This window comes from Dyella amyloliquefaciens (assembly GCF_004296575.1).
Classification (GTDB): Bacteria; Pseudomonadota; Gammaproteobacteria; order Xanthomonadales; family Rhodanobacteraceae; genus Dyella; species Dyella amyloliquefaciens.
The window spans coordinates 302,570-326,243 of sequence record NZ_SAYT01000003.1 but is presented as its reverse complement, the minus strand read 5'-3'; the positions used below and the strand labels follow the sequence as shown (position 1 = coordinate 326,243).

Sequence of the window (23,674 nt, the reverse complement as noted above, 5' to 3'; positions counted from 1 at the left end):
CGACCTGCGTGGCGCGCAGGCCGTCGACAGAAGCTCCTTCGGTGATAGCCAGCTCCGCCTCCGGCAGGGCCGGATTCATTCCATTCGGAGCGTCATGGCTTGCTACGAGGGCCCGGCGCGGGCCGTCGTGAGGTCATGGCGCTCCTTGTCAATGACACCTCTCGGCAGGGCGACGATCACGACACCGCCCTGTCGACCTGGTAGTACGCGTACGCGTAATAGCCGCGACTGCGCTTCTCTACCGCATTGAAGATCGCGCCCTTGATGGACACGCCGTTCTGTTCGAAACGCTGCTTGGCCAGCGCGAGCTCGCGCGACTGGCTGAGGCCGAACCTCGCCACGATCAGTCCGGTACCGGCGTGGTGGCCAATGACGGCCGCATCGGTAGCCGCCAGGATCGGCGGCGTGTCGATGATGATCAGGTCATACTTCGGCTTCAGGTGATCGAGCAACGCCGAGAACCTGGCATTCATCAACAACTCGGACGGGTTGGGCGGAATCTTGCCGCGGGTGATGTAGTGCAGCGTGCTCGGCGACTCCGCCTGGCGAATCGCGCCAGCCATGTCGACCTGACCCGATATGAGTTCGGACAGACCGATCTCGGCCCGGCCGCCCAGCACCTTGTGCACCACACCGATACGCATGTCGCCGTCGATCAGCAGCACGCGCTGACCGGTCTGCGCCACCACGGCCGCAAGGTTGGCGGACACAAAGGTCTTGCCGGCATCCGGACTGGCGCCCGAAATCATCAGCACATTGTTCTTTGCCTCCAGCCGCGCGAAGTGCAGGCTGGTGCGCAGGCTGCGCAAGGCTTCCGCCGCCAGATCCTTGGGCGAGTCCTCGACCAGCAGGCGTTCCCTGCCGTCCGAACGCACGCGCTTGCTCGCCAGCACTTTTTCGCGGGGACTGACAGGGATGGTCGCGTACACCGGCAGGCCGAGTTTTTCGACCACGGCAGGATCTTCGATGCCGCGATTGAGCATCTGGCGAACGAATACATAGAGGAGTGCGACGAAGCCACCGAACATGGCCGCGCCCACCAGGATGAGAAGGGTCCGCGGCCACACCGGGTCGGTGACATCCACGGCCGCCCGGTCAATGATGCGCACGTTGCCGATAGTGCCGGCGCGAGCGATATCCAGCTGCTGGGCCTGGTTCAACAGACCGGTATAGGTATCGTTGCTCACCTGCACGTCACGCGTCAGCTTAAGCAACTGCTGCTGAGTGTCGGGCAGACCACCGACCTTCTTGTCGATGGCGGCCTTCTGCGCCTCCAGCTGGCCGATCTGCCTCATCAGGGACTGATACTGGGGATGAGCCGGAGTGAACTGGCGCGCCACGTCCGCCTGCTGCAGGCGAAGTTGCTCAAGGTTCGTCTCGATCGTCACCGACTGGTTAAGCAGCGCCTGCGTCTGCATATTGATGTCGACGGATTGGGCCTTGTTCTGGAATTCGTTCAAGGCCGCCGTTGCACGCTCCAGCTCGTGCCGGACGTTGGGCAACTGATCGCGCACGAACTTCAGGCTGTTGGCAGCCTCCGCCGAATTGCGCTCCACGTTCTGACGCACGTAGAACTCAGCCACTTCCTGGAGCACGTTCGTCGCCATCGCAGGACTGACGTTGTTGTACGTCATGCCCAGGATGCCCGACTCCTTGCCCTGCTCCGTGACATTGATCTGTCGCTGCAGCTTGTTGATGACGGTGAGTTCGCGACGCTTGAAGACGCGGAAGCGGGTACCCGGGTTGGCTGCCAGCGATTTGACTTCCATGGTTACGCCATGGGCCTTGGCTTCCTGGCCCACGCGGCCGATGACCAGGATGTTTCCGTCATCGTCCTGCAGCACATAGAGCCCGCCCTCGCCCGCAATAAAGCGCAGCGGCTTGTCCAGAAGATCGTCAGGCACTTCGAGGCGGAAGATGTTGAGCTTGGAGCCGCCCCAGTCGTAATCGCTCATGCCGAGCATGGGTGAAGCGACCTGCCCAGGGTTCTTCTTCGCGAAGCGACCGGCAAAGAACGAACCGATGAGAGGGAAACGCTTTGGCGACGCTTCCACCGTAAGGTTGAGCTTGTCGACCGCCTCGCCAATCACCATGCGCGAGGTGATGAGGTTTGTCTCCGTGGTCGCCTCGGGACTCGCCGCTGCCAGCGTCTGGCTGAGCGCACTCAGCTGAGGAAGGTTCGGCACCTGCTGCTCGACCTGCACCATGGCGCTGGCCTGGTAAATCGGTGTGGCCACCAGCGAATAGACGATCGCAAGCACGATGAAAACGCAGGTGATGCCGACGATCTTCCACTTGTGATCCTTGAGCGTACCTACCACTTCGCTCAGGTCAATTTCGCCGTCCGGCTGCATGGGTGGATATTGGATAATGGTCATAGCGACGGTCTTCCCATTGCGCGATGCGGGCAGGACTTCATAGATAGTCAACCCAACTGTCGACAGCACGCCGAATCATTTCGTAGGCGCGCACGAATGCAGTGTGATGTTGTCGGTACGGATCGGGGATATCCCGTCCGTCCACCCATTTATCGAGGAGAAATACCTTGCCCCGCGCCGCAGGCGCGAGCTCGACCATGGCGTCGACATGGCTCTTTTCCATGCCGAGCACCAGGTCAGCCTGGAGCAGCATGGGTGGTGTGAGCTGATGGGCACGATGCGGCGATCCATCGATGCCGCTTTCGTTGAGCAGTCGCGCCACCGTGGCATCCATCGGGTCGCCGACGACTGCGCTCAGCCCAGCACTATGCAATTCGATGCCGCGCCCGTTCACTCGCTGCCGAAACAAGTATTCGGCAGCCGGACTACGGCAGATATTGCCCATGCAGACGATCAATATCCGCTTAAACACGTATTGGCATACTCCCGGATTCAGGCCCACCGGCGTCAAACATCGACGCCAGCCGTTCATCAGCCCCCTGTCCGATCCGGAAACCACACCGAGGTGAGGCTTCCGGTTTCAGCTGCCAAAAACCAAGTAACACGACAGTGATGAATGCACGCCTACGAAGCACGAAACATCCGACTCAGCAACACCCGCTCATCGCATCGTGGATCGCTTGATGTCAACGATCCTTGCTGTCGTCGGACTTGCAATCATCACTGCAAGACACTCAGTACTCAGCAATCATTGCACGCTGTTATTACTTCACAGTGAACCGTAGCGAAATGATTTAGGCGGCTGAATTCGCGGCACGTCTCTTCACAAAACCTGCATCGCCTCGCACGAAAGCGAGACGCCCATCATGCGATGCACTTCGCAAAAGCATGCGTTGACTACCACACTGAATAGCGCATAGGCGCACCTTTGATGCGTCCTCATGAACATGAACGGTTTCGACCACGCGATCCTTCGAGCGAAGTTTCAGACAGCCTTTCGAAAGCCCTTTTGCTTTAGCCTCCCCGTGGGCTGGCGACCGGCACACCCACGAAGCTGCGGGTCGCCGCTGCGCTTGATGCCAGGCTCGCGGCCTGACGCTTCTTCGTGAAGTGCTCGCGGTCAACACGTACGACCGGCGCGCATGCCGGTGATCCTGGCGAACCATGCGACCGCGCCGACGTTTCACTTCGTCGCCAGCGCATTGACCATCGTGGAGCAGTTTTGATGATGTGGCTTCACTCGATGACAAAACTGAAACATTCGCTCATCGCACTCGTCTTCGCAGTCACGTTGTTGATGAGCATGCCTCTGCTGGCGGATGGCCGATCGATTCCGATCACGGCTCCCGTTCACCACGTCTTCCTGATCGTGCTGGAGAACGAACCTTTTGAAGTGACCTTCGGCCCGCAGACGAACGCACCGTACCTCAGCCACGAGCTTGCCTCGCGCGGCGCACTTCTTAGGGAGTACTACGCCATCGGGCACAACAGCCTGGACAACTACGTTGCGCTGGTCAGCGGCCAGGGGCCAAATCCCGCGACCCAGAAGGACTGCCTGAACTTCGTCAACTTCCACGCAACCGCCAGACAGCTGGACAGCAATGGCCAGCTCATGGGACAGGGCTGCATCTATCCCTCCTCGGTGAAGACGGTGACAGACCAGATGCGCCGGGCCGGCCTCTCCTGGAAAGGCTATATGGAAGGGATGGGTAACAACCCCAGGCGTGAAGCGCCGCATTGCGGCCACGCCGCCATCGGCTCGACCGATCAGACCTATCGTGAGACGCTGACCGATCGTTACGCGGACAAACACAATCCATTCGTCTACTTTCACTCGATCATCGACGACGAGACGTACTGCGGCCAGCACATCGTGCCCCTGGATGCCCTGCGCAACGACCTGGAGCAGGTGAGCACCACGCCGAACCTCGTGTTCATCACGCCCGACCTGTGCCATGACGGGCACGACGCTCCCTGCCTGAACGGCGAGCAGGGCGGCATGGTGTCGGCGGATGCCTTTCTCCGCGACTGGGTCCCGCGCATCACCGACTCCCCTGCCTTCAAGCAGGACGGCGTACTCATCATCACATTCGATGAAGGCACCGATGCCAAGGCGTGCTGTGGCGAGCAGCCCTTGCGCGGCGGCCCTCTGCCGGGGCAGTTCGGTCCCGGTGGCGGACGCATCGGCGCGGTAATGCTCTCGCCATACATCAAGCCGGGTACGGTGTCGGACACGCCTTACAACCACTACGCCACACTGCGCAGCATGGAAACCTGGTTCGGCTTGAGCTATCTCGGCTATGCCGGCCAGCCCCAGTTGCGGACCTTCGGAAGCGATATCTTCACGAACGCGACCCTGAGCGGCGCGATTTCCGAGGCCACCGGCAAGTAACCGGCCCTCGTGACGGCGAAAGGTCGCGGTTCCCTTGGGTCGCCACTTCACGCCCCTACTTCTTTTCCCGTGGCCTCGAGGCAGCGCCGATGGGATCGCGCGGCCGGCGCACGCGGGCACCAGCCCCGTGATAGTCAATGTCAATAGCTATCATCCCAACAATCAATTGGATCAATTGATCAAAAATCTCTATTCTTGAGCTTCTACCAACCACAACCAACGGGAAAACAACGATGTCGTTGATCAACACCGAAATCAAAGCGTTCAAGGCCAATGCTTTCAAGGATGGCCAGTTCATCGAAGTGACCGACGCCTCCCTGAAGGGCAAGTGGTCCGTGGTGGTGTTCTACCCCGCCGATTTCACCTTCGTCTGCCCGACCGAACTGGAAGACCTTGCCGATCATTACGAGCAGTTCCAGAAGCTGGGCGTCGAAGTCTATGGCGTGTCCACCGACACGCATTTCGCCCACAAGGCATGGCACGACACGTCCGACGCGATCGGCAAGGTGAAGTACACCCTGATCGGCGATCCGACCGGTGCCATCACCCGCAACTTCGACGTGATGATCGAAGAAGAGGGCCTGGCCCTGCGCGGCACCTTCCTGATCAACCCGGAAGGCCAGATCAAGCTGTGCGAGATCCACGACAACGGCATCGGCCGTTCGGCTTCCGAGCTGCTGCGCAAGGTCAAGGCCGCGCAGTACGTTGCTGCTCACCCGGGTGAAGTGTGCCCGGCCAAGTGGCAGGAAGGCGACAAGACGCTGAAGCCGTCGCTCAGCCTTGTCGGCAAGATCTAAGCTCCCCCTGCATTACTGTCTTGCGGCCCGCTGCATCGGGCCGCACCGGACCCGGCGTCCTGCCGGGTCCTCCTACCGAATTCCAAAGCGCGCACGACGCCCGGCTTAGCCATGGGTGCTGGCAGCGCTCACCCCGAATAAACGACGGAGTCACCATGCTGGATGCCGATCTGAAGACCCAACTGCAGGCCTACCTCGAGAAGGTCGTACACCCGATCGAGCTTCTGGCCTCCCTCGACAACAGCGAGAAGTCGCAGGAGCTCAAGGCCCTGCTGGAAGACATCGCCCCGCTGTCCGACAAGATCACGCTGCGCCTGGACGGCAATGACGCGCGCAGGCCGTCATTTGCGATCAACCGCACCGGCACCGACGTGGGTGTGAGTTTCGCCGGCATTCCGATGGGCCACGAGTTCACCTCGCTGGTGCTCGCCCTGCTGCAGGTCGGCGGCCACCCGTCCAAGGCCACTCAGGAAGTGATCGAGCAGGTACGCAACCTCGAGGGCGAGTTCCGCTTCGAGACCTTCATGTCGCTCTCCTGCCACAGCTGCCCGGACACGGTGCAGGCACTGAACCTGATGAGCGTGCTCAACCCCAACATCAAGCATGTGGCGGTCGACGGCGCGCTGTTCCAGGACGAAGTGAACGAACGCCAGGTGATGGCCGTGCCGACCGTCTTCCTCAACGGGGAATTCTTCGACACCGGCCGCATGGCGATCGAACAGATTGCCGCGCGGCTGGACACGAATGCCGGTGAACGCGCCGCCGGACGCCTGAACAAAAAGGCACCGTTCGATGTGCTCGTGGTCGGCGGCGGCCCGGCCGGTGCTTCCGCAGCCATCTATGCGGCACGCAAGGGCATCCGCACAGGTGTTGCGGCCGAGCGTTTCGGCGGCCAGGTGCTGGACACCATGGCCATCGAGAACTTCATCTCCGCGCCGTACACCGAAGGCCCGCAGCTTGCGGCCTCGCTGGAGCAGCACGTGCACGAATACGACGTGGACGTGATGAACCTGCAGCGCGCTGAAAAGTTGATCCCGGCAACGACCGAAGGCGGCCTGCATCAAGTCGTGCTCGCCAACGGCGCCACGCTGAAAGCGAAGGCGCTGATCCTCTCCACCGGTGCCCGCTGGCGCAACATGAATGTGCCGGGCGAGCAGGAATACCGCAACAAGGGCGTCACCTATTGCCCGCACTGCGACGGCCCCCTGTTCAAGGGCAAGCGCGTGGCGGTGATTGGCGGCGGCAACTCTGGCGTCGAGGCGGCCATCGACCTGGCCGGCATCGTGGGCCATGTCACGCTGATCGAGTTCGACGGCAAGTTGCGTGCGGACGAGGTGTTGCAGCGCAAGCTGCGCAGCCTGCCGAATGTGGATGTGATCGTCAGCGCGCAGACCACCGAAGTACAGGGCGACGGCCAGAAGGTCATCGGCCTGGCCTACACCGACCGCACCAGCGGCGAAAGCCGCCACGTGGCGCTCGAAGGCGTATTCGTGCAGATCGGCCTGCTGCCCAACACCGACTGGCTGAAGGGCACGGTGCAACTTTCGCCGCGCGGCGAGATCGAAGTGGACGCGCGCGGTGAAACCTCGGTGCCTGGCGTGTTCGCCGCAGGCGACGTGACCACCGTCCCGTACAAGCAGATCGTGATCGCCATGGGCGAAGGCTCCAAGGCATCGTTGAGTGCTTTTGACTACCTCATCCGCCTGCCGGTGGAAGAGACCGAGAAGGAAAGCGCCGTCGCCTGACGGCCCGTTCCACCGCCCGGTCCCGCGCAGCCGCTCCCCTCACGGCTCGCGGGGCCGGGCTTTTTTATCGGTCGAAATAGCCCCGCAGCCCAGCTGTGGCGCGGCTTATAACCATGGGTTCTATCCAGATGAGAAACACTCATCTGCGTAACCCTTTTCATCGATCTAATCCCGGGTTTTCATAGACGCAACCCACGACGCCGGAGCATTTCCGCCCGGCATGCATCGCGGCGCCGGCATCCCCATGCCGGCACAGGGGTTTCGTTTCTCCGAACGCTGTCACTGGCGCGGGCATCGCCGATGCCCGCACGTGCATGGACGCACACCAGCGGCAGCAACTTCTCCGTTGCGACCAGAGAACCAGGATTTTGAACAAGCAGATTGCGTTATCTCCGCGCGCCCTCTCGGCAGCGCTTGCCACCCTGTTTGCGCTGGGCGCCGCACCCGCGTTCGCGCAGTCCACCACCGGCAGCATTTTCGGCCAGGTTCCCGCCGCCAACGGCGAGACGGTGCAGATCAAGAGCGCCACGGGCATCACGCGCACGGTCGCGGTGGACGATCGTCGTCGCTATGTCGCCTCCGAACTTCCGCTGGGCACCTACACGGTATCGCTGCTGCGCGATGGCAACGTGGTCGATACGCGCAATGACATCAGCCTGCGCGTCGGCGCGGGCACCGAGGTGTCCTTCGAAGCCGCGGCGGCCAAGGAGCTGGGCGCGGTAAGTGTTTCCGCCAGCACTACACCGCAGATCGACGTCACCAGCGTGGACTCGCGCACGGTCATCACTGCACAGGAGCTCGCCCGCCTGCCGCTGGCTCGCTCGGCCGAAGCGATTGCACTGCTCGCGCCCGGCGTCACCGGCAACAGCGGTGGCTACACGGGCCCGACCGGGCAGTCCCTGGTCACTTTCGGCGGCTCCGCAGCGAGCGAGAACGCGTACTACATCAACGGCTTCAACACCACCGAAAGCCAGCGCGGCCTGGGTGGCCTCACCCTGCCCTACGGCGCCATCGAGCAGCAGGAAATCTACACCGGCGGCTACAGCGCCCAGTACGGACGCTCCGATGGCGGCGTGATCAACATGGTCGGCAAGCGCGGCACCAACGAATGGCACTTCGGTGGCCAGGTGCTGTGGGAGCCGGCGTTTGCGCAGGCCGATGCGCGTGACACGTACTACACCAACGGCCTGCCCGCCTCGCCCATTGCCGGCGGCCTGTACGATCCCAACAGCCGCAACCGGCAGTGGACTACCACGGTGGACGCCTATGTCGGCGGCCCGCTGATCAAGGACAAGCTGTTCCTGTTCGTCGCCGCCGAGGCCGAGCGCCAGGAAGGCGACGCGGTTAACAACGTGTCCAGCGCCAAGCCCTATGTCGATTACCGCTACACCACACCCAAGTGGTACGCGAAGCTCGACTGGAACATCACCGACAGCAACATCCTCGAAGTCACCGGTGCGTCGAGCAAGCGCTCCACCTCGGGCTCGATCTACGACTACGACTACAGCGCGCTGTCGCGCGACGCCTACATCAACGCCAACGACAACACCAAGACCGGTGGCGACCTCTACACGGCCAAGTTCACCAGCTACATCACCGACCGCCTGACGTTCTCGGCGCTGTACGGCAAGATGAAGACGGTGAACTACGACGTGCCGGGCAACTACGACGGCAGCCTCACCTACCTCACCGATATCCAGAACCAGAACCCGGCGTTCAACGGCGGCAATCCGATCGGCAACAGCCAGGTCACCCAGTCGCTGTTCAATCCCAATCGCCACAACGACAGCAACAACCTGCGCATCGACCTGTCCTATCAGCTCGGCTCGCACACCCTGTCGGCCGGCATCGACAACCAGAACGCGCGCGCGATCGACCAGGGCAGCCAGAATTCGGGCCCGGGCTATTACTGGCAGTACGCCTATACCACCACGCCGAACGTGGCGCTGATTCCGAACCTGGGCGTGGGCGCACCGGCGAACTATCCCAATGGCGCGAACGGCTACTACGCCATCCAGTACGTCAACAGCTCGATTGCCAGCGTGCGCTCGGCACAACGCGCGCAGTACATCGAAGACAAGTGGCAGGTGACCGATCGCTGGCTGCTGTCGCTGGGCCTGCGCAACGACCAGTTCACCGACTACAACGCCAACGGCGAGGCGTATATCCGCCAGCGCAGCGCGCAGTGGGCGCCGCGCCTGGGCTTCACCTGGGACGTGAACGGCGATTCCAGCTTCAAGGTGTACGGCAACGCCGGGCGTTATTACCTCGGCCTGCCGCTCAACCCGGCACTGAATGCCGCCGGCGCCTACGTCGCCACGCAGCAGTACTTCACCTATAGCGGCATTGCCGCGGACGGCACGCCGATCGGACTGGTGCCGTTCTCCAACCCTGTGTCGCCCAACAACACCTACGGCGTACTGCCCGATCCGAAGACAGTGACCGCGCAGGACATCAAGCCGGAATACCAGGACGAGTTCATCCTGGGCTTCGACAAGACGCTGGGCTCCAACTGGACCTATGGCGCCAAGCTCACCCAGCGCATCCTGCGCACGGGGATCGACGATTACTGCGACGTGCCGGCCATCGAGAACAAGGCCGCGCAACTCGGCTACACCGTGAGCGCCACCAACAGCTGCTACCTGATCAACCCGGGGCGCGCCAACACATTCACCGTGGTCGACGACGGCGGCGCCTATCGCAGCGTCTCGCTGAGCAACGCGGAGATGGGCTTTCCCCCGCTCAAGCGCAAGTACTACGCGCTGGAGACCTACCTGGAGCATCCGTTCGATGGCCACTGGTACGGCAAGATCGACTATGTGTTCTCGCGCAGTTACGGCGACACGGAAGGCCAGCTGCGTTCGGACATCCAGCAGACCGCGGCATCCACCAGCATCGACTGGGATTTCCCGGCCCTGATGTCCTACTCGAACGGCGCGCAGAGCAATGACCACGCGCACCAGATCAAGCTGTTCGGCTACTACCAGATCACGCCGGAATGGCAGGTGTCGGGCAACCTCTCGATCGTCTCGGGCAACCCGCGCAACTGCCTGGGTTACTACGGCCCGAACCAGACCGATCCGGATGGCTACGGCAGCTACTACCACTGGTGCGGTGGCCAGCCCTCGCCTCCGGGCACGCATCGCCTGCCGTGGAACAAGCAGCTGGATCTCGGTGCCACGTACCGGCCGGCCTTCGCCGAGGGCAAGCTGGGCTTCTCGCTCAACGTGTTCAACGTGTTCAACTCGCAGGCCATCCTCAACGCCTACCCGTACTACCAGATCTCGCCGGGCACGCCTGATCCGCTGTATGGCTCGGCCGTGGTTCGCCAGCAGCCGCGTTACCTGCGACTGGCCGCCACCTACGACTACTGATCACGTGGTAATGATGCGTGCAGCCCCTCCATGCATGCATCGGGCGGGATGGTCTTGGGGCCATCCCGCCCACCTTCTTCCATCGGCACGAAACCCGAGGCACGCCACCATGTCGAACCTGATCCGTCGTACCACGGCCCCCTTGGCGGCGGCATTGCTGCTGGCATCGCTGCAGGCTGCTGCCGCCGATCACAAGTCGCCGACCACCATTGCCGATGCACTCCAGGCGGCAGCCGCCCAGCATCGGCCGGTACTGCTCGATTTCCAGGCTGTGTGGTGCTACTCGTGCTACTACATGGCAAGCCACGTGCTGAACGGCCCCGAATGGGACGCTGCGCAACGCAAGGCGATTGTGGTGGAGGCCGATGCCGATTCACCCGAAGCGCAGACGTGGATGAAGAAGCTCAAGACCTCGTTCCTGCCCACCTATGTCGTGGTGGACGAGCACGGCAACGAACTCGGCCGCATTACCGCCGAACAGCCTCGCGAAAAGTTCTATCCGCAGCTGGACAGGATCCTTGCCTCCGGCAACACGCTGGACGGCCTCAAGGACAAGGCCGCCAAGGGTTCGATCGACGCAGTGGCTGGCGTACTGGACGCCTACCAGGCACGCGGTGAAGGCGACGCCGGCTCTGCCTGGTTCGCCAGCCTTCCTGCATCGCTGCAGCAGAAGGCGGGCAAGGATGCCCGCGTGACGCTGGGGCTCGATCAACTGGCACTCGCACGCGCCAATAATTCGGACAACCAGGCCGCCATCATCGGCAGCGCCCAGAAAGTGCTGGCCCAGGACATCGGCTGCCAGCGCCCCTACGTGCTGGACAATCTGCTGGAGGCAAGCGCCAAGCTGTCACCGGCGCAGCGTAAATCCACACTGGCGGCACAGCGCGCGCCCCTGGATCACTACGTCGACACCCAGGTACTGGTGAACCAGCCCGCCTGCGCCGATCAGCGCAGCGCCGTGCTGTCCAGCGCGGACCTCGATGAAGCCCTGGGCGATCATGCCGGCGCAACGGCCGTGCTCGATCGCGCCATCAAGCTCACCCAGCAGCGGCTGGGCAGCAACCTGGCCAGCGACCGCAACCTGGCGGACAACCTGCGCGTCTATCTGCTGCGCGCCAAGCGCACCGCGGAACTCGACGACTACCAGCACAAGCTGATTGCGGCCTACCCCGATGATTACGTCTACGCGTATCGCTACGGCCGCAGTCTGCTGGATGCCGGCAAGCCGGCGGATGCGCTGCCCTATCTCGCACAGGCCGCGGACAAAGCCTATGGCGCCAATCGCCTGGCGGTGGCACAGCAGCGCGTGAAGGCACTGAAGGCGCTGCATCGCGATGACGAGGCGAAAAAAGTCGTCTCGGAAGTGCTGGAAACCAACGGTCCATGGTTTCCGAAACAGGCCGCTGCGTTGAAGGCCGAACTCAGCGCTTGAGACACAGACGGGCGGTCGCCATGTGGCGGCCGCCCGCACTGGCGCGCCCGATGCGCCAGTAACCGTAGCGCGACCGACGCAAGGTCGTCGCGCATGAGGCGGACACGCAAAGTGTGCCCGCGACCGCACTGACCGCCCGGATCAGTGCCGCAGTTGTTGCAGCACCTGCTCCAGCTCGCCACGCAGCCGCGCCACCTCTGCCTGCGCAGCATCACGTGCCTGGACGGCCTCGTGATGTACCGCCAGCGGCACGACATGCATCGACAAGGTTTTCTGCCTGGCGCGATAGCGCCGTGCACGCTCGGCCGGCGTCAGCGCGTTCGGCTTGCGTGGGCGGCCGCGTGCGCGCCTGAACGTCAGCGGCAAGGCAAGCGTGCCGGGATCTTGCGGGTCAACCATGGCGCATCCTCCGTCAATTTCCGCTATTTTACGTTACGTCACGTAAAAGATCAAACAGAATACTCCGGAAAATCAGCCACTCAAGGCAGGTTTCTCATCTGAAATAAGGGGACGTCGCAGCCAACCGCAGACCGTCTCAGGCGTTCACGTATCAAGGAGACGCCGGCCACTACCGTGCGTTCCGCTGTCACGCGAAAAGTCAGGCGCGGGGCCGCAGGGGCACCCGTCCTTGCCGCCCGGAGGAGAAAGATGGACTCGCTCTATGAGCTCTCGTCGCGTGCGATCCGGCGCATCTATGACTCGCGCATCGATACGCCGCCCGTGCTGGACATCGACAGTTGCTTTCCCGCCGCGCGCCGGTTCGAATCGGCCTGGCCGCAGCTTCGGGAGGAGGCATTGGCGGTATGGCGCTCCGTCCCATCCATTCCCCGCTTCCACGAGATCATGCCGACTCAGGCTGAGATCTCGGCGACGGATGGCAAGGACTGGCGCATGTTCCTGCTCAAGGTCTATGGGCAGGAGATCCGCACCCATCTCCTGCAGTGCCCCACGCTGGGCGAGCTGCTGGCCGCCACTCCGCAGGCTCTCTCCGCCACGCTGTCCTTCCTGGCGCCGCACAAGCACATTCCCCAGCACCGCGGCCCCTTCCGCGGCATCCTGCGCTACCAGCTCAACCTCGACGTGCCACCCGACGACGAGGGCCGGCCCGGCGCCGTGCTATGGCTGGCCGGCCAGGAGCACCGCCTGGGCGACGGCCAGTCCCTGCTGTGGGACGACACTTATCCGCACGAAGTGTGGAACCGCGGCGAGCGCACGCGCATCGCCCTGCTGCTCGACGTCCACCGCCCCGAAATGCCACTGGACCTTCGCCTGCTCTCGCGCACGATCACCACCGGCGTCGGCATGGTGGCCCGCCTGCGCGGCTTCGCCTGAGTCATCCTTCGGATGCTGCCTGCGGCCCTTGCGAAGCCGCAGGCGAGTCACCCTCGATCTCACCCCGCACTCGTGGCAACGATTGCGGATAGTGCTCCTGCACGTAGGCAATCAGACCCTCGCGCACGCGGCAGCGCAGATCCCAGTTGCGCCCCGAATCGATCGAACTCACCAGGGCGCGCAGTTGCACGGCACGTTCGTTGGCATCGGTCAGCTGGAGCACCGAAACGCGGCCATCCCACTCCGGCGCCCCCTTGCACAACCGCATCAGCTCATCGCGTAGCGGCGCCATGGGCACGCGGTAATCCAGCCACAGGAACACGCTGCCAATCAGCTGAGAGCTTGAGCGCGTCCAGTTCTGGAACGGGTTTTCCATGAACCAGTTGAGCGGCACCACCAGCCGCCGCTCGTCCCAGATGCGCACGACCACATAGGTGCCGGTGATCTCGTCGATGCGCCCCCATTCCCCCTGGATGATCACCACGTCGTCCAGACGAATCGGCTGCGTCAATGCAATCTGCAGGCCGGCAATGAGATTGCCCAGCACCGGCTTGGCGGCCAGGCCCAGCGCAAGACCCGCCAGGCCTGCGGATGCCAGCAGACTGGTTCCCAACTGGCGCACGCCGGGAATGGTGAGCAGGACCGCACTGGCGCCCAGCATCACCACGACGACCTCGGCCGTCCGCCGCAGCACGCGTACCTGGGTCAACATCCGGCGCGCGGAGAGGTTGTCGCTCACGTCCAACGGATAACGGCGGATGGCGACGAGTTCCAGCGTGCGCAGGCAACGCAGGATCAGCCATGTCACGCTGATCATCAACGCGATGACCAGCACATGCTCGATCAACGCAAACGACGGCAGCGCATCCGTATCCGGCACCACGCGCAGCGCAGCCACCAGCATCAGCAGCGGAATCAGCCACTCCATCGGCGCACTGGCCCTGCCCAGCATGTTGGCCACCACCGGATGGCGCCGTGCCAGCCGCCCCAGCACCACATAGGCGAGCGCGCGCAGTACCAGCGAAAGCAGCAGCGCGGCCACCAGGGCCATGCCAAGCCGGGCCCAGGGGCTGCTGTTCCACAGATGCGCAATCACCTGCATGTCGCGCACCTGGAAACCCACGAGGGCGTGTCGACCTCCTCTTCCAGAATCATCGTTCCGATATCAGTCTTCCGGCGACTTGGCCGGAATAAAGGGGGACACCGGATCGCTGGCAGGAAAGGTTTCCTCGAGCGCCACGTCGTGGTTCTCGCTCTCGCGGCGCTTGCGCTCATCGCGCTGCTCGCGCGTTTCAGGGGCTTTATGAGGCTTGTCGTGGGCGTGACCCACGTCTTTGCGATCGTGGCTGGACATGACGAATCCTCGGCGGTGTGGCGTGGCACTCGCCCCGATCTTCATGCAGCAAGTGTTAGCGTCATGCTTTGAAGATGTGACCATCCATCGACAACATTCAACATGGCGTCAGCCAACGGATCGGCGATGACCGCCGATCCGTTGCCTGTTTCGCGCACGCGATCAGGAGTGACGACTGGTCTCGAACAGGAACCACACGCGGCGCTCGGCCTCGTCGATCCAGTTTTCCAGCAGGCTGGCGGTTGCCACGTCACCGTACTCGTCACACAGCTCGTGCGTCTTGCGCATGTAGCCGATCAGGCTACCGTTGTCCTCGCGCAGCTCCGCCAGCATGTCGTCGGGCGTGACGAAGTCGGCATCGTTGTCGAGCAGGCGCTTCAGGCGTGAAGCGTGCCCCAGCGAACGCAGGGTGGTGCCGCCCAGCTTACGCACACGCTCGGCAATGGGATCGACGGTTGCGTAGATCTCGTCCGACTGCTCGTCGAGCAGCAGGTGATAGTCGCGAAAATAAGGACCCGACATGTGCCAGTGGAAGTTCTTGGTCTTCAGGTACAGGGCCAGCACATCCGCCAGCAGTGCATTGAGCTCGCCGGAAAGATCCCGTGTCGCTTTCTCTCCCAGTGTCGATGGCGTATTGAGGGCCGCCTTCTGGCGGGTCTTGGCTTTGCCTGTATCGCTCATGGTGTGCTCTCCGGGGACGGGTGTGTGGTGAAACGAACGTCGCGAATTCATTTGGCGGCCGCGGTTTCGGGGGCATCCCGGTGGCGGACGTAGGCAGCCAGTGCAAGCAAGGGCGGCGCCACGAAACACCACATACCCGCATAGGCGTACAACAGCGCCGCGGCGGCACAGCCCGCCGCAAAGGCCAGCACGGCCAGACTCATGCGAGCGAGCCGCGCGTCCACCACGGCTCGCTGGTCCGCCGGCACGCCGTGAATGCGATCGGCAATGTCCAGCATGATCTGGGTCGTGGTGCCGGTCATCAGCGTCGAAGGCGGACTGCTGCCCAGGTGGACGCGGTGCAATGCGTTCTGGATGGCCATGGCCGCCACCATCGTCATGCCCAGCAACGTGGCGGACCAGCTGTCGCCCGCACCGAACGGCCCGTAGCGCAGCGCGAGCAAGGCCGCTATCACGAACAGGGCGAGCTTGATCAGCAGCAGCGTGCGCACCACCGGAAGCCCGCGCCCGGCCAACCAGAAATGCAGCAGGCGCGCCACCACAACCGCTACGCAGAACACCGGCAGCGCAAGCAGCTTGGCGATGATGCCGGAGGTACCCAACACCAGGGCGGCACCGATGGTGACGAAGTTTCCCGTCACGTGCGCCGTGAACAGGCCATGCAGCGCCATGAAGCCCGCCGTGTCGACGTATCCCGCGTTGACGCTCAGGATGGTCGGCAGGAGTGGCTGGCTGGTCATGCTGTCGCGTCCTCTCGCGGTGCGTTTGCCCGGCAACCACCAGGGTTGCCCCAAGTCATTACGGACCCATTTCGGGACGCACCCCTCACGCCTGCCCGTCGCACAAATTGCCGCGCGTGCGCCATCCTGCACAGCTTGCACTGCGCCGGTGAAGCTGGCGTTGAAGACGCGATCCACGACAGGTTCGCTGCAGGCTTTCACCCCGCGCCAGCCTGCCCTGCCATTTCATGGCCTGGCCCCGGCGCTGGCGTGGATTTCCGCCACATAACCACCCGGGAACTCCACCATGGCGGACTCACGTCCTTCACTGGTGAACGGTTCGACCAGCGTCTTCGCGCCATGGGCCTTCGCCTTCGCAAGCGTGTCGCCCAGGTTGGCCACTTCGTAACCGGTGAGCTCATGCCCGTAGGGATACGGCAGGTGTCCATCGGTGACGAACACGGTCATCTTGCCGAAGGTGGAATCGAGGCGGATGCGACGAAAGCTCTCGCCGGGGCGGCCGATTTCGACGCCGGGCGCCTGCCTTGCATCGGATACCAGCGTGCCGTGCGAGAACATCAGAAAGCTTCTGACAAAGGCATCGGCGCGATCCGGCGATACATACACGCGATTTTCCGGAACGCTCTGGATGGGTGGATAGCTGGGTGCCGTGGTATGCCAGTACAGCTGCATGTTGACGCCGCCCGGCCACTGGATCACGGCATCCCGACCGATCGCGTCGGGAAAGGCATCCACGATCACATCAGCGCCGGCAGCACGCGCCGCCTTGATGGCGACGTCCAGATCGGTCACCAGGTATCCGGTACGTTCGCTGCCGAACGGATGCGGAATCGGCGTGCGAAAGCCGAACAGCGACACCATACCCACCGGCGTCTTCAGTATCTGGGTACTGGTGCTGCTGGGCGTCGGTGTCACCGTGGCGATGCCCTGCCTGGTACTTTGCCCACCGAAGGTACCGAGGAAGCTGTCCACGAAGCGGTCCACATCGGCGGGCGCCACGTAGACATGGGTACTGTCGTATTGCGGCCCCACCGCGACCATCGGTGTCGCCGGCGACTCCTTCGCGGTAGCCGCCATGCCAAACGTGCCGAGGCCGAGGGCGAGCACGAGGAGTCCAGGGCTGATGCGCATGGGAACACCTCCAGCAGCGCGGGGATTTGCGTCGGGAAAAAAGTGGCGCCGCATGGCCGTCCACGGGCCACGCGGCGCCACTGACTGAAAGCCTTACTTCGCCTCTTTCTCCATCAGCTTGTCGACCAGGCTGGCGGGCACTTCCTCATAGTGGTCGAACTCCATGGTGAAGGTGCCGCGTCCGCGCGTGGCTGAGCGGAGGAAGTTGATGTAACCGAACATTTCGGCGAGCGGCACGAAACCCTGCACGAACGCCTGCGCGCCGCGCTGGCCCTGGTCGCTCACCGTGCCGCGCCGGCGATTGATGTCGCCGATGACATCGCCCAGATAGTCGGGCTCGGTGACCACCTCCAGCCGCATCACCGGCTCCAGCAGCTTGGGCTTGCTGAGCCTCTGTGCCTCGCGGAAGCACTGCTTGGTCGCGATCTCGAAGGCCAGTGCCGAGGAGTCCACGTCGTGGAACTTGCCGTCGATCAGGCGCGCCTTGAAGTCCACCACCTCATAGCCGGCCACCTGGCCTTCGCGCGACTCCACCGTCACGGCGTGCTCCACCGCCGGGATGTATTCGCGGGGAATGCGGCCGCCGACGACTTCGTCCGAGAACACGATGCCGCCACCCGTATCCAGCGGCTCGAACACCATGGTGACCTCGGCGAACTGGCCCGAACCACCCGACTGCTTCTTGTGCGTATAGGTGTGCTGCACCGGCCTGCCGAACGCTTCGCGGAAACTCACCTTGGGCTTGCCCATGTTGGCATCCACGCCCAGCTCGGTGCGCATGCGGTCGATGGTCACCTCGAGGTGCAGTTCACCCATGCCCTTGAGCACGGTCTCGCCGGTTTCCTTGTCCACCTCCAGCCGCAACGACGGATCGGCCTTGACCATCTTGTAGAGCGCAGCGGACATCTTGTCGACGTCGTTGCGATGCTTGGGCTCCACCGACACGCTGATCACCGGGTCAGGGAAGCGCATGCGCTCGAGCAACGCCGGATGCGCCGGATCGCAGAGCGAGTCGCCGGTCTCGGTCTCTTTCAGCGAGACGAAGGCGCAGATGTCGCCCGCACGCGCCTCGTCGATCTCGCGTGTCGCATTCGCCTGCACCTCGACGATGCGGCCGATGCGTTCCTTTTTTCCGCGCGTCACGTTAAGCAGGTTGTCGCCCTTCTTGATCACGCCGGAATAGATGCGGCAGAAGGTCAGCGTGCCGAACGGGTCGTTGATCACCTTGAAGGCGAGCACGCGGGCCGGCGCCTCGTCGACCACCCCCTGCTCGCCAACTACATGGCCATTTTCGTCCACCAGCGCGATGCCGCCGTTTTCACCCGGATACGGCAGGTAGTCCACCACGGCATCCAGCAATTGCTGCACGCCCTTGTTGCGATAGGACGAACCGCAGAACACCGGCACGAGCTTGCCCGACACACAGCCCTTGCGGATGCATGCCTTGAGCGTATCCATGTCGAACTCACCGGTTTCGATCAGCTTTTCGAACGCTGCATCGTTCATCGACAACGCGCGCTCCAGCGTCTCTTCGCGCAGCTTCGGCAGGTCGGCGATCCACGCCTGGTCGGCGGCCGTCGAGAAGGAAACGCGCGCGGGAATCTCTTCCAGCGGCACGGTCTCCCAGAGGCTGTCCTTGTCGTGGCCCTGCCACAGGTAGCCCACGCCGGCCACCAGGTCGACCATGCCGATGAACTCGTCATGCGAACCAAGCGGCACCTGGCACAGCAGCACGTTGGCACCGAGGCGCTCACGGATGCCCTTCACGCAATGCTCGAAGTTCGCGCCGATGCGATCCATCTTGTTGACGTAGCACAGGCGCGGCACGTTGTACTGGTCAGCCAGGCGCCAGTTGGTTTCGGTCTGCGGCTCCACGCCAGCGACGCCGTCGAACACCACCACCGCGCCATCGAGCACGCGCAGGCTACGGTTAACCTCGATGGTGAAGTCCACGTGGCCAGGCGTGTCGATCAGGTTGATCTGGTAGCCCTTCCACTCGGTGGACACCGCCGCCGACTGGATGGTGATGCCGCGCTTGCGTTCCTGCTCCAGATAGTCGGTCGTGGTCGAGCCCTTGCCTTCCTTGGTGTCGTGGACGTCGATGATCTGGTGCTTCTTGCCTGTGTAGTAGAGGATGCGCTCGGTCGTGGTGGTCTTGCCGGCGTCGATGTGGGCGATGATGCCGATGTTGCGGTAGAGCTGAAGCGCTTTTTGCCGAGCCATAAGATCCTGTCCAGAAAAATCCACCTACACCGGATGCGCCAACGACCCTGACGGCCCTCGTCGCCCGGAACCCTCGCATCACATAAGGTCGTTCAGTGCGGCATCAATGCCGCGTGAAGACTCCCGCGGCGGCCGGCCGGCGACGAGCATCGGCAAGGCCTGCAACCACCGAAGCGCAAACTTGCCGAGGTCGCGAGCCTTCACCGCGCTGAAACGGGGGCTATGCGATAGCTGTCCGGAGACCTCGCTTTCCCTCCCCGGAGACACCCATGCCCGCCGAGCACGCTCATCTGAGCCCCGACTTCATTGCACAGCAGCGCCAACGACTGGAGGCCTTGCGGCAACAGGTGCTGGGTGGCGAGCTGTCCTCCAACGCACGTCGCCGTGCCTTCGAGGAGGATCATGGCGACGAGGCCATGGAGTTCGAGGATGAAGCCCAGGACTCGGCCGGCGAGGAAGTTCGCCAGGCGCAGCGTGACACGGACGCCCAGCGCATCGACCATATCGAACGCGCGCTGCAGAAGGTCGCCGACGGCACCTACGGCTACTCCGATCTCAGCGGCAAGCCCATCCCCAAGGCCCGGCTGGAAGCGACACCCGAGGCGATCTTCACCGTCGAGGAAGAGCAGGCCGACGAACGCCGGTAACCTTGATTCCGCGTCGCCCGCCACGATCTAGGGCGCAGTCGCCGACAACTTGCCGGCGAACCCATCCTGGATCGCCGAGGAGCCCGTGTCATGAGTGCACCTGCCCCGTTCGACCTCTCGCCGCCTTCGCCGCTGCAATTTGACCAGCTCGCCTCCAAGCTCACGGGCGAGGAGCGCCAAGTGTTGCTCCATCACGGCACCGAATCGCCGTTCTGCGGCGTACTGTTGTCGGAAAAGCGTGCCGGCGTGTATTGCTGCAGGCTCTGCGGATTGCCTCTCTTCCTGGCAGGCGCCAAGTTCGACAGCCGCACCGGCTGGCCGAGCTTCACCACGCCGTTCGACGAGCAGCACCTGTCCTATGTGCGGGACGCGAGCTACGGCATGGTGCGCACGGAAATCCGCTGCGCCCGTTGCGGCAGCCATCAGGGCCATGTATTCGACGATGGCCCGCCGCCCACGCACCAGCGCTACTGCATCAATTCGGTGTCGCTCGAGTTCGTGGCCGACACGGACGCACTGCCCGACAAGCTGGAACGCGGCGCGCCTGAAGGGGCGCCCTGGCACGTCACCACGGCCTGAATCCACCCTCCACCTGCCACCAGGAAGCCCTTCATGACACTTCACTCGCGCTATCGCCATCCGGTGTGGCTCGCGGCAGGTGTGCGCACGCCTTTTTCCAAGGTGGATGGCGCATTGGCCAACTACGATGCCATTGCGCTTTCCGTGCCCGTGGTGCGCCACATGCTGGACAGCCTGCCGGAAGGCCGGACGCCGGACGTCGCCGTATGGGGCACCGTGGTGCCCAATCTCACCTGGAGCAATCTCGCCCGCGAAGTGCTGATGGACGCGGGCGCCCCCGCCACCATCCCGGCGTTCTCCACGGTGATGGCCTGCTCCACCAGCATGATCGGCATGATCGAGGCTGCCGGCATGCTGGACGACGACAGCATGCAGCTGGCACTGGTCGGTGGCGTGGACAGCCTCAGCCGCATCCAGCTGGGACTCAACCAACGACTGTCGGATTGGATCCGGCGTTTCCAGAAGGCGCGCTCGGTCGGCGAGAAGGTGTCGCACGCACTGTCGCTGAAATTCGGCGACATCAGCCTGTACATCCCCGGCATCGTGAACCGCACGAGCGGGCTCAGCATGGGCGAGCACACCGAGATCACCGCAAAGGAATGGCATCTCAAGCGCGACGACCAGGACGAGATCGCCTATGACAGCCATCGCCACGCCGTGGATGCCTGGAACAGGGGCTTCTTCGACGACCTGGTGATTCCCGTTGGCGAGTTCCGTCGCGACAGCATTCCGCGCGCGGATACCTCGCTGGAAAAGCTGGCCAAGCTTCCGCCCGCCTTCGATCGCACCAGCGGCCAGGGCACGCTCACGGCTGGCAACTCCTCGCCGCTGACCGATGGCGCCGCCAGCCTGTGGGTGGCATCGCAGCGCGGCCTCGAACGGCTGCCGACGGATGTGCCCCGTGTGAAGCTGATCGACTGGGAAATCGCTGCCGTCGATTTCCGTACCGAAGGCCTGCTGATGGCGCCGGCCTATGCCATCCCGCGCCTGCTCGCACGACACAGCCTGAGTTACCAGGACATCGGACTGTGGGAGATCCACGAGGCATTCGCGGCACAGGTGCTCTCGCACATCGCCGCACTGCAGAGCCGCGATTTCCTTACCCACAAGGCCGGCGTCGAGCGCGAACTCGGTGCGTTCCCGCGTGACCTGATGAATCCGAACGGCGGCAGCCTTGCACTCGGCCATCCCTTCGGCGCCACCGGCGCGCGCATTCTCAGCCAGGCCGTGAAGGAACTCGCCGCCATGCCCACGGGCACGCGCGCGATCGTCAGCATCTGCGCCGATGGCGGCCAGGGAACAGTCGCCCTGCTCGAGGCAGGCTGATCCACGCGCCGTATGCGTTTGTTAGCATGCCCCCACTTCACTGGTTGGGGAGCACCATGACCATGCGGCGATCGCTACTCACGACGGTACTGGCGGGCTTGTTGTCGTCGATGCCCGCCTTCGCCGCCGACAAGCCGGTGGCCGGCAGCGAGTTGGTGGCTTATGCGCAGCCGGTGATCGCCTTCACCCACGCCACCATCGTCGACGGCAGTGGCGGCAAGGCGAAGAAGGACCAGACGCTGCTCGTCGAAAAGGGACGCATCGTCGCGCTGGACAAGGCCAGCCGCGTGAAGATTCCCGACGGCGCAACCATCATCGACGCCAGGGACAAGACGCTGCTGCCCGGCTTCGTGATGGTGCACGAGCACATGTTCTATCCGGCCGGTGGCGCGGAATACAACGAGATGAGCTACAGCTTCCCGCGGCTGTACCTCGCGGGTGGCGCCACCACCATGCGCACGGCGGGCTCAATGATGCCGTACGCCGACATCAACGTTCGCGATGCCATCGCACGTGGCGATTCCATCGGCCCCGACATGGACGTGACCGGCCCCTACCTCAACGGCCCCGGCCTGCCGATTCCGGCGGTGCATTCGCTCACCGGCGTGGAGGATGCGGAGCGCACCGTCAACTACTGGGCCGATGAAAGCGTCACTTCCTACAAGGCCTATATGCAGATCACGCGGCCGGAACTGCAGCGCGTGATCGACGTGGCACATCACCGGGGCAGCAAGGTCACGGCGCACCTGTGCTCGGTCACCTACCGCGAAGCGGTGGACATGGGCATCGACAACCTGGAACACGGCTTCTTCGTCTCCACCGATTTTGTCAAGGACAAGCAGCCCGACACGTGCCCCAAGAACGCAGCGGTGATGGAATCGCTGGCGTCCGTTGATCCCGCTTCGCCTGAAGTGAAATCGCTGATGCGCGACATGATCGACCACCACGTCGCCCTCACCTCTACGTTGACCGTGTTCGAAACCATGGCCGCGGGACGTCCCAAGGCGCCCGAGGGCGCACTGTCCCTGATGCTTCCCGAGGTCCGCCAGAGCTATGAAGCAACCTGGCGACGCATGCAGGACCAGCGCGCCACCCGGATCTCGCGGGAGACCTACCGCAAGCTTGCCGGCATGGAAAAGCAGTACGCCGACGCCGGCGGACTGCTGCTCGCCGGCACCGATCCCACCGGCTACGGCGGCGTGGTGCCCGGTTTTTCGTCCAAGCGCGAAGTCGAGCTGCTGGTGGAATCGGGCTTCAGCTTCGAACAGGCCATCAAGATCGCCACTTACAACGGTGCCAAATATCTCGGCCGCGACAAGGACGTCGGCACGCTGGCCGTCGGCAAGCGCGCGGACATCGCGGTGATCGATGGCGACCCGCTCAGGGACACCGGTGCGATGGAACACATGCCGCTGGTGTTCAAGAACGGCGTCGGTTACGACACGCAGAAGATCTTCGCCGCCATGCAGGGAACCGTAGGCCTGCATTGAGCCATTGCTCACGCCGGCGCAACGGCCGGCGTGACTGACGCCAGCACCAGGTC

General features: G+C 63.6%; 19 protein-coding genes. 10 read left to right on the top strand and 9 right to left on the bottom strand.

Going from position 1 to position 23,674, the window contains the following annotated elements; genetic code table 11:
* Positions 1-176: 176 nt before the first annotated feature.
* On the bottom strand, positions 177-2,378 hold the full coding sequence (locus EPB08_RS09910) for a polysaccharide biosynthesis tyrosine autokinase (protein ID WP_130618925.1): 2,202 nt from the start codon (positions 2,376-2,378) through the stop codon (positions 177-179).
* A gap of 37 nt (positions 2,379-2,415) precedes the next feature.
* Positions 2,416-2,910: a low molecular weight protein-tyrosine-phosphatase gene (locus tag EPB08_RS09905; protein WP_229238288.1), complete on the bottom strand. Its 495-nt coding sequence runs from the start codon at positions 2,908-2,910 to the stop codon at positions 2,416-2,418.
* A gap of 711 nt (positions 2,911-3,621) precedes the next feature.
* On the opposite strand from EPB08_RS09905, the gene EPB08_RS09900 reads away from it, so the two are divergent.
* The 5 genes from EPB08_RS09900 (at position 3,622) to EPB08_RS09880 (ending at position 12,118) form a co-directional block, all read left to right on the top strand.
* Positions 3,622-4,770, top strand: coding sequence for an alkaline phosphatase family protein (locus EPB08_RS09900; protein WP_130618924.1), 1,149 nt, complete (start codon positions 3,622-3,624; stop codon positions 4,768-4,770).
* 233 nt (positions 4,771-5,003) lie between these two features.
* Positions 5,004-5,567 carry an alkyl hydroperoxide reductase subunit C gene (gene ahpC / locus EPB08_RS09895; RefSeq protein WP_130618923.1) on the top strand — a complete coding sequence of 188 codons (564 nt, stop codon included), beginning with the start codon at positions 5,004-5,006 and terminating at the stop codon, positions 5,565-5,567.
* Positions 5,568-5,722: 155 nt separating this feature from the next.
* The gene (gene ahpF, locus EPB08_RS09890; protein WP_130618922.1) at positions 5,723-7,312 is read left to right on the top strand and encodes an alkyl hydroperoxide reductase subunit F; all 1,590 of its coding nucleotides are present in this window, start codon (positions 5,723-5,725) and stop codon (positions 7,310-7,312) included.
* Positions 7,313-7,677: 365 nt separating this feature from the next.
* Entirely contained in the window at positions 7,678-10,686 is a 3,009-nt protein-coding gene (locus tag EPB08_RS09885) for a TonB-dependent receptor plug domain-containing protein (RefSeq protein WP_425598251.1), read from the top strand.
* Positions 10,687-10,795: 109 nt separating this feature from the next.
* Positions 10,796-12,118, top strand: a complete 1,323-nt coding sequence (locus EPB08_RS09880) for a thioredoxin family protein (protein WP_165418468.1) — start codon at positions 10,796-10,798, stop codon at positions 12,116-12,118.
* Between the two features lie 141 nt (positions 12,119-12,259).
* Here the strand turns inward: EPB08_RS09880 and EPB08_RS09875 are convergent, their stop codons facing one another.
* Positions 12,260-12,517 carry a hypothetical protein gene (locus EPB08_RS09875; RefSeq protein WP_130618919.1) on the bottom strand — a complete coding sequence of 86 codons (258 nt, stop codon included), beginning with the start codon at positions 12,515-12,517 and terminating at the stop codon, positions 12,260-12,262.
* Positions 12,518-12,766: 249 nt separating this feature from the next.
* Here EPB08_RS09875 and EPB08_RS09870 point away from each other — a divergent pair, with 249 nt between their 5' ends.
* Complete coding sequence (locus EPB08_RS09870) at positions 12,767-13,450, top strand: aspartyl/asparaginyl beta-hydroxylase domain-containing protein (RefSeq protein ID WP_130618918.1); 684 nt, start codon at positions 12,767-12,769, stop codon at positions 13,448-13,450.
* A 1-nt stretch (position 13,451) separates the two neighbouring features.
* On the opposite strand, the gene EPB08_RS09865 is transcribed toward EPB08_RS09870, so the two are convergent.
* The 6 genes from EPB08_RS09865 to fusA form a co-directional block, all read right to left on the bottom strand.
* Complete coding sequence (locus EPB08_RS09865) at positions 13,452-14,552, bottom strand: mechanosensitive ion channel family protein (RefSeq protein ID WP_130618917.1); 1,101 nt, start codon at positions 14,550-14,552, stop codon at positions 13,452-13,454.
* Between the two features lie 63 nt (positions 14,553-14,615).
* Complete coding sequence (locus EPB08_RS09860; RefSeq protein WP_130618916.1) at positions 14,616-14,804, bottom strand: hypothetical protein; 189 nt, start codon at positions 14,802-14,804, stop codon at positions 14,616-14,618.
* Between the two features lie 162 nt (positions 14,805-14,966).
* Positions 14,967-15,485, bottom strand: a complete 519-nt coding sequence (locus EPB08_RS09855; RefSeq protein WP_130618915.1) for a Dps family protein — start codon at positions 15,483-15,485, stop codon at positions 14,967-14,969.
* A 47-nt stretch (positions 15,486-15,532) separates the two neighbouring features.
* Positions 15,533-16,225, bottom strand: a complete 693-nt coding sequence (locus tag EPB08_RS09850; protein ID WP_130618914.1) for a YoaK family protein — start codon at positions 16,223-16,225, stop codon at positions 15,533-15,535.
* Positions 16,226-16,450: 225 nt separating this feature from the next.
* On the bottom strand, positions 16,451-17,356 hold the full coding sequence (locus EPB08_RS09845) for a glyoxalase (RefSeq protein ID WP_130618913.1): 906 nt from the start codon (positions 17,354-17,356) through the stop codon (positions 16,451-16,453).
* A gap of 93 nt (positions 17,357-17,449) precedes the next feature.
* Complete coding sequence (fusA, locus tag EPB08_RS09840) at positions 17,450-19,579, bottom strand: elongation factor G (protein ID WP_130618912.1); 2,130 nt, start codon at positions 19,577-19,579, stop codon at positions 17,450-17,452.
* A 269-nt stretch (positions 19,580-19,848) separates the two neighbouring features.
* On the opposite strand from fusA, the gene EPB08_RS09835 reads away from it, so the two are divergent.
* From EPB08_RS09835 to EPB08_RS09820, 4 genes are all read left to right on the top strand, one after another.
* A complete protein-coding gene (locus EPB08_RS09835) occupies positions 19,849-20,226 on the top strand; it encodes a TraR/DksA family transcriptional regulator (RefSeq protein WP_130618911.1) in 378 nt (125 codons plus the stop codon).
* A gap of 90 nt (positions 20,227-20,316) precedes the next feature.
* The gene (msrB, locus tag EPB08_RS09830) at positions 20,317-20,805 is read left to right on the top strand and encodes a peptide-methionine (R)-S-oxide reductase MsrB (protein WP_130618910.1); all 489 of its coding nucleotides are present in this window, start codon (positions 20,317-20,319) and stop codon (positions 20,803-20,805) included.
* 33 nt (positions 20,806-20,838) lie between these two features.
* Positions 20,839-22,131, top strand: coding sequence for an acetyl-CoA C-acyltransferase (locus EPB08_RS09825; RefSeq protein ID WP_130618909.1), 1,293 nt, complete (start codon positions 20,839-20,841; stop codon positions 22,129-22,131).
* A gap of 62 nt (positions 22,132-22,193) precedes the next feature.
* Positions 22,194-23,621 (top strand): amidohydrolase family protein, encoded by a 1,428-nt coding sequence (locus EPB08_RS09820; protein WP_229238286.1) that lies wholly within the window; start codon positions 22,194-22,196, stop codon positions 23,619-23,621.
* Positions 23,622-23,674: the final 53 nt, after the last annotated feature.

Bases quoted from the DNA above. Each gene is read 5' to 3' on its own strand.
- EPB08_RS09905 (WP_229238288.1), bottom strand. From the start codon at position 2,910: ATGAACGGCTGGCGTCGATGTTTGACGCCGGTGGGCCTGAATCCGGGA.
- EPB08_RS09845 (WP_130618913.1), bottom strand. From the start codon at position 17,356: ATGCGCATCAGCCCTGGACTCCTCGTGCTCGCCCTCGGCCTCGGCACG.
- EPB08_RS09820 (WP_229238286.1), top strand. From the start codon at position 22,194: ATGCGGCGATCGCTACTCACGACGGTACTGGCGGGCTTGTTGTCGTCG.
- EPB08_RS09865 (WP_130618917.1), bottom strand. From the start codon at position 14,552: ATGCAGGTGATTGCGCATCTGTGGAACAGCAGCCCCTGGGCCCGGCTT.
- EPB08_RS09860 (WP_130618916.1), bottom strand. From the start codon at position 14,804: ATGTCCAGCCACGATCGCAAAGACGTGGGTCACGCCCACGACAAGCCT.
- EPB08_RS09875 (WP_130618919.1), bottom strand. From the start codon at position 12,517: ATGGTTGACCCGCAAGATCCCGGCACGCTTGCCTTGCCGCTGACGTTC.
- ahpC (WP_130618923.1), top strand. From the start codon at position 5,004: ATGTCGTTGATCAACACCGAAATCAAAGCGTTCAAGGCCAATGCTTTC.
- EPB08_RS09855 (WP_130618915.1), bottom strand. From the start codon at position 15,485: ATGAGCGATACAGGCAAAGCCAAGACCCGCCAGAAGGCGGCCCTCAAT.
- EPB08_RS09825 (WP_130618909.1), top strand. From the start codon at position 20,839: ATGACACTTCACTCGCGCTATCGCCATCCGGTGTGGCTCGCGGCAGGT.
- EPB08_RS09880 (WP_165418468.1), top strand. From the start codon at position 10,796: ATGTCGAACCTGATCCGTCGTACCACGGCCCCCTTGGCGGCGGCATTG.
- EPB08_RS09850 (WP_130618914.1), bottom strand. From the start codon at position 16,225: ATGACCAGCCAGCCACTCCTGCCGACCATCCTGAGCGTCAACGCGGGA.
- EPB08_RS09835 (WP_130618911.1), top strand. From the start codon at position 19,849: ATGCCCGCCGAGCACGCTCATCTGAGCCCCGACTTCATTGCACAGCAG.
- EPB08_RS09870 (WP_130618918.1), top strand. From the start codon at position 12,767: ATGGACTCGCTCTATGAGCTCTCGTCGCGTGCGATCCGGCGCATCTAT.
- ahpF (WP_130618922.1), top strand. From the start codon at position 5,723: ATGCTGGATGCCGATCTGAAGACCCAACTGCAGGCCTACCTCGAGAAG.
- EPB08_RS09910 (WP_130618925.1), bottom strand. From the start codon at position 2,378: ATGACCATTATCCAATATCCACCCATGCAGCCGGACGGCGAAATTGAC.
- fusA (WP_130618912.1), bottom strand. From the start codon at position 19,579: ATGGCTCGGCAAAAAGCGCTTCAGCTCTACCGCAACATCGGCATCATC.
- EPB08_RS09900 (WP_130618924.1), top strand. From the start codon at position 3,622: ATGACAAAACTGAAACATTCGCTCATCGCACTCGTCTTCGCAGTCACG.
- msrB (WP_130618910.1), top strand. From the start codon at position 20,317: ATGAGTGCACCTGCCCCGTTCGACCTCTCGCCGCCTTCGCCGCTGCAA.